The sequence below is a fragment of the Pseudomonas sp. IT-P44 genome (assembly GCF_949768225.1).
Classification (GTDB): Bacteria; Pseudomonadota; Gammaproteobacteria; order Pseudomonadales; family Pseudomonadaceae; genus Aquipseudomonas; species Aquipseudomonas migulae.
The window spans coordinates 1-11278 of the sequence record NZ_CATKQM010000064.1 but is presented as its reverse complement, the minus strand read 5'-3'; the positions used below and the strand labels follow the sequence as shown (position 1 = coordinate 11278).

At 61.8% G+C, this 11278-nt stretch carries 10 protein-coding genes; 1 reads left to right on the top strand and 9 read right to left on the bottom strand.

Annotated elements, in window-relative coordinates; translation table 11 throughout:
- Positions 1-63 precede the first annotated feature (63 nt).
- Positions 64-942 carry an aldose 1-epimerase gene (locus tag ACM6IO_RS25495; protein ID WP_192227448.1) on the top strand — a complete coding sequence of 293 codons (879 nt, stop codon included), beginning with the start codon at positions 64-66 and terminating at the stop codon, positions 940-942.
- Here the strand turns inward: ACM6IO_RS25495 and ACM6IO_RS25490 are convergent.
- The 9 genes from ACM6IO_RS25490 to ACM6IO_RS25450 form a co-directional block, all read right to left on the bottom strand.
- Positions 927-2654 (bottom strand): NahK/ErcS family hybrid sensor histidine kinase/response regulator, encoded by a 1728-nt coding sequence (locus ACM6IO_RS25490; RefSeq protein ID WP_008036767.1) that lies wholly within the window; start codon positions 2652-2654, stop codon positions 927-929. The genes ACM6IO_RS25495 and ACM6IO_RS25490 overlap by 16 nt on opposite strands.
- Complete coding sequence (gene ercA / locus ACM6IO_RS25485; protein WP_008024858.1) at positions 2638-3801, bottom strand: alcohol dehydrogenase-like regulatory protein ErcA; 1164 nt, start codon at positions 3799-3801, stop codon at positions 2638-2640. The genes ACM6IO_RS25490 and ercA overlap by 17 nt, the downstream gene beginning before the upstream one ends.
- 214 nt (positions 3802-4015) lie before the next feature.
- The gene (pqqE, locus tag ACM6IO_RS25480) at positions 4016-5158 is read right to left on the bottom strand and encodes a pyrroloquinoline quinone biosynthesis protein PqqE (RefSeq protein ID WP_192227447.1); all 1143 of its coding nucleotides are present in this window, start codon (positions 5156-5158) and stop codon (positions 4016-4018) included.
- Entirely contained in the window at positions 5136-5408 is a 273-nt protein-coding gene (gene pqqD / locus ACM6IO_RS25475) for a pyrroloquinoline quinone biosynthesis peptide chaperone PqqD (RefSeq protein ID WP_008024861.1), read from the bottom strand. The genes pqqE and pqqD overlap by 23 nt, the downstream gene beginning before the upstream one ends.
- Positions 5405-6157, bottom strand: a complete 753-nt coding sequence (gene pqqC / locus ACM6IO_RS25470) for a pyrroloquinoline-quinone synthase PqqC (protein WP_192227446.1) — start codon at positions 6155-6157, stop codon at positions 5405-5407. The genes pqqD and pqqC overlap by 4 nt, the downstream gene beginning before the upstream one ends.
- A gap of 119 nt (positions 6158-6276) precedes the next feature.
- Positions 6277-7191 (bottom strand): pyrroloquinoline quinone biosynthesis protein PqqB, encoded by a 915-nt coding sequence (pqqB, locus tag ACM6IO_RS25465; RefSeq protein WP_414912468.1) that lies wholly within the window; start codon positions 7189-7191, stop codon positions 6277-6279.
- A 55-nt stretch (positions 7192-7246) separates the two neighbouring features.
- Positions 7247-7318 (bottom strand): pyrroloquinoline quinone precursor peptide PqqA, encoded by a 72-nt coding sequence (pqqA, locus tag ACM6IO_RS25460; protein ID WP_003253598.1) that lies wholly within the window; start codon positions 7316-7318, stop codon positions 7247-7249.
- Between the two features lie 223 nt (positions 7319-7541).
- A complete protein-coding gene (locus ACM6IO_RS25455) occupies positions 7542-9062 on the bottom strand; it encodes an aldehyde dehydrogenase family protein (protein WP_008024867.1) in 1521 nt (506 codons plus the stop codon).
- A 251-nt stretch (positions 9063-9313) separates the two neighbouring features.
- Positions 9314-11089, bottom strand: coding sequence for a PQQ-dependent methanol/ethanol family dehydrogenase (locus ACM6IO_RS25450; RefSeq protein ID WP_223435878.1), 1776 nt, complete (start codon positions 11087-11089; stop codon positions 9314-9316).
- Positions 11090-11278: the final 189 nt, after the last annotated feature.

The following is an 11278-nucleotide window of genomic DNA, read 5'->3' as shown; positions in this document are numbered from 1 at the left end:
GCCTCCGCCGGCAAGCCTGGCTCCTACGGATAGTCCACGCATTCATTGATTTCGCAGGTCACCATGACGCCAACACTGCTCGAACTCGAAGACGAATTCACCCACCTCACCCTCGCCCCCGAAACCGGTGGCAGCATCGTCAACTGGACCGTGAACAGTTCGGGCCAGCCGCTGTTGCGCCACAGTGACGCGCACGCGCTGAACACCGGTCTACCGGGCAAGCTCGGCTGTTTTCCGCTGGTGCCATGGTCCAACCGTATTTCCGACGGTGGTTTCGATCGCCCGGACGGCTGGCTCGCGCTCGAGCCCAACAGCCTCACTGATCCCCTGCCGATTCACGGCAGCGCCTGGCAACAACCGTGGCAGGTGGTTTCGCAGACCCGTGATGAAGTCGTCCTGCAACTCGACAGCATCAGGCCGTTCGCCTATCGCGCCCGGCAGCGTTTTCATTTGAGCCAGGGCAAACTGAGCATCGGGTTGCACGTCACGCATCTGGCCGAGCGCGCCGCGTGGCATGGTTTGGGGCTGCATCCGTACTTGCCGCGTACCGCCGGCACTCGGTTGCAGGCAAAGGCTGAGCAGGTGTGGTGGTGCGACGCCTCGAAACTGCCGACCCGACTCGGTCCTTTGCCTGCCGAGTGGGATTTTCGCCAGCTCAAGGCCCTGCCCGACACGCTGGTCGACAACGGTTTCTGCCAATGGGATGGCCATTGCCTGATCCAGCAACCCGACCTCGGTTATGAACTGGAATGCCAGGCCAGCGGCAGCGATTACTTCCTGCTGTACTGCCCGGTGGACCTGGGTTTTTTCTGCATCGAACCGGTGAGCCATCCAGTCAATGCGCACCACTTGCCCGGTCGGCCGGGACTGGTGCTGCTGGAACAAGGTCAATCCGCCGAGCTGGGTTTCAGCCTGCAATACCGCGCCTACCCCAACAGCTGACTCAGCACCGCACGCAACTTGCCGGGTTTCACCGGTTTGTTCAGCAACGGCGCATCCAGTCGCTGCAAGGAGCGGCGGCACTGATCGGTGCGGTCGGCGGTGATGATCACCGCCGGAATCGTCTGGCTGAAATGCTCGCGCAAATGCCGGACCACCTCACACCCCACCACCCCATGATCGAGGTGGTAATCCGCCAGAATCAGCTCCGGCGCGTGGCCCTGCAACGCGGCCAGCGCCGAGGCTTCGTCGGTGGCGGTGACCACTTCGCAACCCCATTGCCCGAGCAGCGCGCTCATGCTTTGCAGAATGCTGACCTCGTTGTCCAGCACCAGCAAACGCCGGCCTGGCAGCGGATTGCCCGTGCCCGGCTGCGGCGCCGCGAGGCTGATGGGTAACGGAACCTCACGGGAAATCGGCACCTCAATGCTGAACATCGAGCCGCGTCCCGGCAGCGAATGCACCTGGACCCGGTAGTCGAGAATCTTGGCAATGCGCTCGACGATCGCCAACCCCAGCCCCACACCTTTGCGGTCGGCGGCACGGCCGACGTCCAGTTGATTGAACTCAAGGAAGATCGAGTCGAGGCGATCCGCCGGGATCCCGCGCCCGGTGTCCCAGACTTCCAGACGCAGCCTGTCACCGCGACGCCGGGCGCCGAGCAGGATGCTGCCCTCGTCGGTATAGCGACAAGCGTTGCTGAGGAAATTGCGCAGGATGCGCGTCATCAGGCGCAGGTCGGTGCGAATGGCGTAATCGCCCATGTGCACGCGCAAGCGCAGCCCGGCCGCGTCGGCCACTGACTGGAATTCCGACACCAGCGGCCCGAGCAATTCATCGAGGCGGTACAACGCGACATCCGGTTTGACCGCCGCTTGATCGAGCCGGGAGATGTCCAGCAAATCAGTGAGTAAATCCTCCGCCCCCTCCAGGGCCTGATGCGTGCGTTCGACCAGTACCTGCTCGACGTCCGGCAGTTTGCGCTCGCGCAAGGTCGAAATCAGCAAACGCGCAGCGTTCAGCGGTTGCAGCAGGTCATGACTGGCGGCGGCGAGGTATTTGTCCTTGCTGCGATTGGCGGCCTCGGCGGCATCACGGGCATCGCGCAAGGCTTCGGCGATCTGTTTACGCTGGGTGATCTGTTGCTGCAGGTTGCGGTTGGCTTCGAGCAATTCGTCGGTGCGTGCGGTGACGCGTTGCTCCAGTTCGTCATTGAGCTGTTGCAACCGTTGCTGGGCCTGTTTGCGCTCGGTGATGTCGGCGACAAACCCCTCCACCAGTTGTTCCTTATCGGGCCTGAGCAACAGGTTCATCAGCACATCGACGCTGCTGCCGTCCTGGCGGCGCAACTGGGTTTCGTAACCATGCAGGCTGCCTTGATGCCGAAGGATCTCGCCGATGTTTTCCAGCTCCTGCTCACCGCCGACGAACAGCTGGCTGGCCAGGTCTGCCTTGGAAAACATCACGTCTTGCGGGTCCTGATAGCCGAGCATGCGTGCCAGCGCCGTGTTGGCTGCCCGCATGCCGCCGTCGAGGCTGGCCTGGAAAATCCCGTAGACCGCGTGCTCGAACAACCACTTGTAGCGATTGCGCTCGGTTTCCAGGTCTTCCAGGCGGGCGGCCAGTTCCGGGTAATGGCTCTTGCGCGCCGAATGGCTGCCCAATCCGAGCAAGCCGGCCAGCGCCGCCTGTTGCTCGTCAGAGGGCTTCGCCATAGACGACCTCGACATCACGCTGACTGGATTCACGCGGGTTGGTCAGGATGCACGGGTCGTGCATGGCATGTTGCGACAGGAACGGGATGTCCGCCGTGCTGACGCCGTGCAAGCCGAGGGTTTCGTGAAAGCCGATGGCGTGTTTCAACGCGATCAGATGTTCAACCAGCCGCCCGCAGATCTGCCGGTGATTGAGGCCACGGCAATCGATGCCGAACGTCTCCGCAATCACCTTGAAGCGTTCCGGCGCCGAGCTGTAATTGAAGGCCACTACGTGCTCCACCAACACCGCGTTGCACAGGCCATGGGGCAAATCGAGGAAGCCACCGAGGCTGTGAGACATGGCGTGCACCGCGCCGAGGATCGCATTGGAGAACGCCAGCCCGGCCTGCATGCTGCCGAGCATGATTTTCTCGCGGAGGGCGATGTCCGTCGGGTTGGCGATCATTTGCACCAGGTTGCCGTTGATCAGGCGCATGGCTTCCAGCGCATGGGGGTCGGTCAGTGGCCCGTGTCCCGTAGAAACAAAGGCTTCGATGGCATGCACCAACGCGTCGATGCCGGTACAGGCCGACAGGAACGGGTCCATGCTCAGGGTGGTTTCCGGGTCGATCAGCGACACGTCCGGCACCACCGCTTTACTGACGATGGAGAATTTCATGCGTTCTTGCTGGTTGGAGATGATCACGAATTGCGAGACGTCCGCCGAGGTGCCGGCGGTGGTCGGGATCAGGATCAATGGCGGGCTGGGCACGCTGATGGTGTCCACCCCTTCGAACTCGAGGATGCTGCGCCCGTGAGCGACGACAATGCCGATGCCCTTGCCGCAATCCATCGGGCTGCCGCCACCGACGGCGACGATCACGTCGCAGTGGTTTTCCCGGTACAACTCGGCACCGAGCATGACTTCCTCGACACGCGGGTTGGGCGAAACGTCGCTATACAAAAAGTAATCGATGCCCTGGGCCTGCAGGCTGGCCTCGACATCGGCAACCCACCCGGCGGCAATGACGCCGGGGTCGCTGACCACCAGGACCTTGCGCGCGCCAAAGGTCTTGGCATAGTTGCCGACGTTGTGCCGGCAACCGGCACCGAAGATGATTTCAGGCGAAACGAATTTACGCAGCTGGCTGAGACTCTGGCTCATTGGAAAGCCTGTTTTTATTGTTTTGGAAGGTAAGAACCACACTAACCCATCCGGCTGTGAATGCAATCAGACCAATGGGTAGTCAGATTCCAAACTCACTGACGATCCCCTGTAGGAGCCGGCTTGCTGGCGATGAGGCCCGCGAGTTATGCGTCGCCAGTGCGGCCGCCATCGCCAGCAAGCCGGCTCCTACAGGGGTTGTGTGTTGGAGGGGTTATCCGCGGTAGATCAAGCGGGAGGCCTTCTCATTGCGCAAGGTCAGGTGTTCCATGCCCTGCCCCGGCGCATCGGCTTCCTCGCGAGCCTTGAGGATCACGCCATGGTGCGGTGACTTGCTGCACACCGGGTCGGCATTGGCGGCATCGCCGGTCAGCATGAACGCCTGGCAGCGGCAGCCACCCAGGTCCTTGTGTTTTTCATCGCAGGAGCGGCATGGTTCCTTCATCCAGTCGTCGCCACGGAAGCGGTTGAAACCGAAGGAGTCGTTCCAGATGTGCTCGATGCTGTGTTCGCGCACATTGGGGAATGTCACCGGCAATTGCCGGGCGCTATGACAGGGTAACGCCGTGCCGTCCGGGGTGATGTCGAGAAACAGATTGGCCCAGCCGTTCATGCAGGTCTTGGGGCGTTCTTCGTAGTAATCCGGGGTGACGAAGATCAACTTGCACGGATGGCCCTGCGCCTCAAGCCGTTCGCGGTATTCATTGGTGATGCGTTCGGCGCGCTGCAATTGCTCGCGGGTCGGTAACAGGCCCACGCGATTGAGCTCGGCCCACCCATAAAACTGACACGTGGCGAGCTCGACAAAATCCGCTTCCAGCTCCAGGCACAAGTCGATGATGCGGTCGATGCGGTCGATGTTGTGCCGGTGGGTGACGAAATTCAGCACCATCGGATAACCCTGGGCTTTCACCGCACGGGCCATGGCGAGCTTCTGCGCGAACGCCTTGCGCGAGCCGGCGAGCATGTTGTTGACCGCTTCGTCGGCGGCCTGGAAGCTGATCTGGATATGGTCGAGCCCGGCGACCTTGAAATCATGGACTTTCTGCTCGGTCAGGCCGATGCCCGAGGTGATCAGGTTGGTGTAGTAACCCATGTCCCGTGCGGCTTTGATCAACTCCGCCAGGTCCTGGCGCACCAACGGCTCACCGCCGGAAAACCCCAGTTGCGCAGCGCCCATCGCACGCGCCTCGCGAAACACGCGAATCCATTCGTCAGTGCTCAGCTCTGCGCCTTGCTGGGCGAAATCCAATGGATTTGAGCAATAGGGGCATTGCAACGGGCAGCGATAAGTCAGCTCCGCCAGCAGCCACAGCGGTGGCCCCGGCGGCGCATCATTCGATCCAGAATTGAGCATGGGCCACCTCCAGAAACGCCAGCACATCCTCGTCGATCCCCGGCACACCGGGAAAACTCGCGGAGAGCAAATCAATGATCGCCGCCACACTGCGTTGACCGTCCAGCAGGTCGAGAATCTGCCCGGCACTGGCGTTGAGTTTGATCATGCCTTCGGGGTACAGCAGCACATGGCAGTCCTGACGAGGTTCCCACTGCAGGCGAAAACCCCGGCGCAATGCCGGTGACTGCGCACGATTGATCGGGCTCACAAGGCGATCCCCCGATGCCAGACGCGTTCGCTGGTCACCGTGTGATACGGCGGGCGTTCCAGCTCATAGGCCATGCTCATGGCGTCGAGCATGCTCCACAGCACGTCGAGCTTGAACTGGAGGATTTCCAGCATCCGCTGCTGAGCTTCGACGGTGACGTAGTGCGCCAGGGTAATGCGCAAACCGTGCTCGACATCGCGCCGGGCCTGACTCAGGCGCGTGCGGAAATAGTCGTAACCGGCGACGTCGATCCACGGGTAATGCGCTGGCCAGGCGTCGAGCCGCGACTGGTGGATCTGCGGGGCGAACAGCTCGGTCAGTGAACTGCTGGCCGCTTCCTGCCAGCAGGCGCGCCGGGCGAAATTGACGTAGGCGTCCACGGCAAAACGTACACCGGGCAATACCAGCTCCTGGGACAGAATCTGCTCACGATCCAGGCCCACCGCTTCGCCCAACCGCAGCCAGGCTTCGATACCGCCTTCGCTGCCAGGCACGCCGTCGTGGTCGAGAATCCGTTGCAGCCATTCGCGGCGCACGTCGCGGTCCGGGCAGTTGGCGAGGATGGCGGCGTCCTTGAGCGGAATGTTGATCTGGTAGTAGAAGCGGTTGGCGACCCAGCCTTGAATCTGCTCGCGACTGGCGCGACCGGCGTACATGGCTTGGTGGAACGGGTGATGGATGTGGTAGTACGCGCCTTTGGCGCGCAGGGCCTGTTCGAATTCGGTGGGGTTCATCGCTGTATCAGTCATTGCAGGTCTCCTGGAGGATTTGCGGTGTCTGGTCTGGCGCCTTCGCGGGCAAGCCTCGCTCCTACAGAAGTTTGCGATACCTCTGTAGGAGCGAGGCTTGCCCGCGAAGGCGTCATCCGCTACAGCACAATATCCATGCCGTCATAAGCCACCTCGATCCCCCGCCGCTCCAGCAACGCCCGCTCAGCCGAGTCTTCGTCGAGGATCGGGTTGGTGTTGTTAATGTGGATCAGCACCTTGCGCTGACGAGTAAAACCCTCCAACACCTCCAGCATGCCGCCCGCCCCACTCTGCGGCAGATGCCCCATCTCGCTGCCCAGGCTCTGGCCGACTTCACAGACGCGCATTTCGTCATCGCGCCACAACGTGCCATCCAGCAACAGGCAATCGGCACGCTGCATCCAGCTCAACACCTCGTCATCGATTTGCCCGAGGCCCGGCGCATAGAACAACGAAGCGCCCGTGCGCCGGTCTTCGATGAACAAGCCAATGGTGTCGCCTGGCTGTGGGTTGCCCCGATTCGGTGAATACGGCGGAGCATTGCTGACCAGTGGAATGGCCCGAAACTGCAACTGTTCGCAGGCCGCGATGCTGAACGGCTGGCGGTCGAGTCCGATCGGTTGCCACTGCAAACCGCCATTCCAGTGCTTGAGCATGGTGAACAATGGAAAGCCGCTGCTCAGGTCTTCATGAACCCGCTCGGTGCACCACACCGAATGCGGGCAGCCTTCGCGCAGGCTCAACAGGCCGGTGCAATGGTCGATCTGGCTGTCCATCAGGACCACGCCGGCAATGGCCGTGTCGCGCAAGCGGCGTGCCGGTTGCAACGGCGCGAAACTCTCGAGTTGCGCGCGGATATCCGGGGAAGCGTTGCACAGCACCCAGTCCACACCGTTGTCGCTCAGGGCAATGGAAGATTGCGTGCGACGTTGCACACGCAGGCTGCCATTGCGCATACCGGCGCACTGGCGACAGTTGCAGTTCCACTGCGGAAAACCACCGCCAGCGGCGGAACCGAGAACGCGAATGTGCATGGGCGATGCTCCAGAAGGCAGGCCCGGCCAACGCAGCGGCTGGCCGGGTGGACGATCAGCGGTTGGCGAAATACATCGTCACTTCGAAGCCAATGCGCAGATCGGTAAACGCGGGTTTAGTCCACATGGGTCATTCCTCTTCTTGTGCCGGACGATTCCGGTAGAACCATTAATGCACGGGGCGGCAGGCGCCCGAATGCTACTTTCGAAGGAGGTTGTGGGGTGCGTTGGTAGGGGGTGTTTCGGGGTGTCAGACACGGCCATTCGCGGGCAAGCCTCGCTCCTACAGATCACCTGACCTGTAGGAGCGAGGCTTGCCCGCGAAAGCCATCACACGGTTTCGCGCGGGGTTAGAAGAACCCCAGCGGATTGATGTCGTAGCTCACCAGCAGGTTTTTGGTCTGCTGATAATGGTCGAGCATCATCTTGTGGTTCTCACGGCCGACACCGGATTTCTTGTAGCCACCGAACGCGGCATGCGCCGGGTACAGGTGGTAGCAGTTGGTCCAGACGCGCCCGGCCTTGATCGCCCGGCCCATGCGGTACGCGCGGTTGATGTCGCGGGTCCACAGGCCGGCACCGAGGCCGAACTCGCTGTCGTTGGCAATCGCCAGGGCTTCGGCTTCGTCCTTGAACGTGGTGATGCCCACCACCGGCCCGAAGATTTCTTCCTGGAACACGCGCATCTTGTTGTGGCCCTTGAGCAGGGTCGGCTGGATGTAATAGCCGCTCGACAAGTCGCCTTCAAGACGTTCCGCCGCGCCGCCGGTGAGCAGCTCGGCGCCCTCCTCCTGGGCAATTTTCAGGTACGAGAGAATCTTGTCGTATTGCTGCTCGGACGCCTGGGCGCCGACCATGGTGTCGGTGTCCAGCGGGTTGCCGCGTTTGATCTTGACGATCTTCTTCATCACCTCGGCCATGAACGGTTCGTAGATCGACTCTTGCACCAGCGCACGCGACGGGCAGGTGCAGACTTCGCCCTGGTTGAAGAAGGCGAGCACCAGGCCTTCGGCGGCTTTCTCGATGAACTGTGGCTCGGCGTTCATGATGTCTTCGAAGAATATGTTCGGCGACTTGCCGCCCAGTTCGACGGTGCTCGGAATAATGTTCTCGGCGGCGCAATGCATGATGTGCGCGCCCACCGGAGTGGAGCCGGTGAAGGCGATCTTGGCGATGCGCTTGCTGGTGGCCAGTGCCTCACCGGCTTCGCGACCGAAACCTTGCACGATGTTGAGCACGCCGGCCGGCAGCAAGTCGGCGATCAGTTCGGCGAAGACCATGATCGACAGCGGTGTCTGCTCGGCAGGCTTGAGCACGATGCAGTTGCCGGCCGCCAGGGCCGGGGCGAGTTTCCACGCGGCCATCAGCAGCGGGAAGTTCCACGGGATGATCTGCCCGACCACGCCCAATGGTTCGTGAAAATGATAGGCGGTGGTCAGCTCGTTGATTTCGGCGGCGCCGCCTTCCTGTGCACGGATGCAACCGGCGAAGTAACGGAAGTGGTCGGCGGCCAGCGGTACGTCGGCGTTGAGGGTTTCGCGCACGGCCTTGCCGTTGTCCCAGGTTTCGGTGACGGCAAGGATTTCGAGGTTTTGTTCGATGCGATCGGCGATTTTCAGCAGCACCAGCGAGCGGTCCTGCGCCGAGGTTTTGCCCCAGGCATCGGCAGCGGCGTGGGCGGCGTCGAGCGCCCTTTCGATGTCGGCGGCGCTGGAGCGCGGGAACTCGGCGATCACTTCACCGGTTACCGGCGAGGTGTTGGTGAAGTACTCGCCATTGACCGGTGCGACGAACTCGCCGCCGATGAAGTTGCCGTAGCGCGGTTTGAAGGAAACGACGGCGCCGGGTGTTCCGGGTTGTGCGTAGATCATGATGGGCCTCTGTCTGGGTCGATGCCTGTCGGGCAAACAGGCGATGAACCGATAGTAGAGAGCCCCGCGTGCCAGACGAATGCGCCGTTGGCAGGGGGGGCTCTCGTTATTTGGTAGTAGGTTTCACACAAATCCCAATGTGGGAGCGGGCTTGCTCGCGAAGGCGGTGCGTCAGTCAACCAATGTGTTGAATGTGAAGCCGCTATCGCGAGCAGGCTCGCTCCCACAGGGGTTATGTGGTGGATTTGAGGTTAGTGCTTGGCCACCAGGTCTTTCGGCAACTTGAAGGTCCAGAGCATGCCGCCCTGGTTGAAGTCCTTCACGCGCTTGGCCACTTCACCGCCCCACAGCGGAACCGCGCCGCCCCAACCGGACAGCACCGAAACGTACTGCTCGCCGTCCATTTCCCAGGTCACCGGCGAGCCGAGTACGCCGGAGCCGGTCTGGAATTCCCAGACTTTCTCACCGGTCTTGGCATTGAATGCCTGGAGGAAACCTTCCGGCGTGCCGGTGAACACCAGGTTGCCCTTGGTGGTCAGCACCCCGCCCCACAGCGGCGCGAAGTTCTTGTGACGCCAGACTTCCTTGCCGGTTTTCGGGTCGATGGCGCGCAGCACGCCGATGTAGTCTTCGTTCAAGGGCTTGATGGTGAAACCGGCACCGAGGAACGCCGCGCCTTTCTTGTAGGCGATGCCTTCGTTCCAGATGTCCATGCCCCACTCGTTGGACGGTACGTAGAACAACCCGGTGTCCTTGTTGTAGGCCATCGGCATCCAGTTTTTCGCGCCGAGGAACGCCGGGGCGACGAACACCGAACTGCCTTTGGCTTCGGTACCCGGTGCGCCGGGACGGCTGGCTTCGTTGTAGATCGGCCGGCCTTGTTTATCGAGGCCGGTGGCCCAGGTGATCTTGTCGACGAAGGGGAAGCCGCGAATGAACTTGCCGTTGGTGCGGTCCAGCACGTAGAAGAAACCGTTACGGTCCGCAGTCGCGGCGGCTTTGATTTCTTTGCCGCCATCGGTGTAGTTGAACGACACCAGTTCGTTCACGCCGTCATAGTCCCAACCGTCGTGGGGCGTGCTCTGGAAGTGCCATTTGATGGTGCCGTCGTCCGGATTCAGCGCCAGGCGTGACGACGAGTAAAGGTTGTCGCCAGGGCGCAGGTGCGAGTTCCACGGCGCCGGGTTGCCGGTGCCGAACAGCAGCAGATTGGTTTCCGGGTCGTAGTAGCCGCCGAGCCAAGGGGCGGCGCCGCCGGTTTTCCACAGATCGCCGGGCCAGGTCTTGCCTGCTTCGCCACCGGAGATGCCGTTCTCTACCGCTTTGCCGTCCTTGTAGACATAGCCCATGTGGCCCTCGACGGTGGGTCGGGTCCACAACAGATCACCGTTTTTCGGGTCGTAGGCTTCGATCTTGCCCACCACGCCGAACTCGCCACCCGCCACGCCGGTAATCAGTTTGCCGTTGATCACCAGCGGCGCGGCGCTGATCGAATAACCTTCCTTGTGGTCGGCGACTTTCTTGCTCCACACCACTTTGCCGGTGTCTTTGTTCAGGGCCACGAGCTTGGCGTCGAGGGTGCCGAAAATCACCAGGTCGCCATACAGCGCCACGCCCCGGTTGATCACGTCACAGCACGGGCGGATGTCATCGGGCAGACGCGCATCGTATTGCCAGAGTTTCTTGCCGGTGCGCGCATCCACCGCAAACACCCGCGAGTAGGAGCCGGTCATGTACATCACGCCGTCCTTGATCATCGGTTGCGCTTGCTGACCGCGTTGTTTTTCACCGCCGAAGGAGAAGGCCCAGACCGGCCGCAAGTCTTTCACGTTGTTGACGTTGAGGGTGTCGAGCGGGCTGTAGCGTTGACCCTGGACGCCCAGACCGTTGGTGACGACCTGCTCCGGGTTCTTGGGGTCCTGGAGAATGTCCTGGTCGGTGACGGCGGCCAATGCGGTGCCGGACAACAGCATGGCACTGAGCAACAGGCTCAAGACGAAGGGTTGGCGACGTGCGGGTTGGGTCATGACGGCTGCCTCTGCGGTTATTGTTATACCCGGGAAATTTTCCCGGTCTGGTGCAGATTCTTGGGCGCCGCCGCCCTTGCAACAATTGCCCGCAGTGCTGAGATTGCTAGTTCCTTAGTACAGGGTCTGACATCGGATTTTTTAACGCCCCAACCTGTAGGAGCCGGCTTGCAGGGCCTCCAGGCCACC

Coding starts and splice junctions, on each gene's coding strand:
- pqqB (WP_414912468.1), bottom strand. CDS start 7,191: ATGCACATTCGCGTTCTCGGTTCCGCCGCTGGCGGTGGTTTTCCGCAG.
- ercA (WP_008024858.1), bottom strand. CDS start 3,801: ATGAGCCAGAGTCTCAGCCAGCTGCGTAAATTCGTTTCGCCTGAAATC.
- ACM6IO_RS25455 (WP_008024867.1), bottom strand. CDS start 9,062: ATGATCTACGCACAACCCGGAACACCCGGCGCCGTCGTTTCCTTCAAA.
- ACM6IO_RS25495 (WP_192227448.1), top strand. CDS start 64: ATGACGCCAACACTGCTCGAACTCGAAGACGAATTCACCCACCTCACC.
- ACM6IO_RS25490 (WP_008036767.1), bottom strand. CDS start 2,654: ATGGCGAAGCCCTCTGACGAGCAACAGGCGGCGCTGGCCGGCTTGCTC.
- pqqE (WP_192227447.1), bottom strand. CDS start 5,158: ATGCTCAATTCTGGATCGAATGATGCGCCGCCGGGGCCACCGCTGTGG.
- pqqC (WP_192227446.1), bottom strand. CDS start 6,157: ATGACTGATACAGCGATGAACCCCACCGAATTCGAACAGGCCCTGCGC.
- ACM6IO_RS25450 (WP_223435878.1), bottom strand. CDS start 11,089: ATGACCCAACCCGCACGTCGCCAACCCTTCGTCTTGAGCCTGTTGCTC.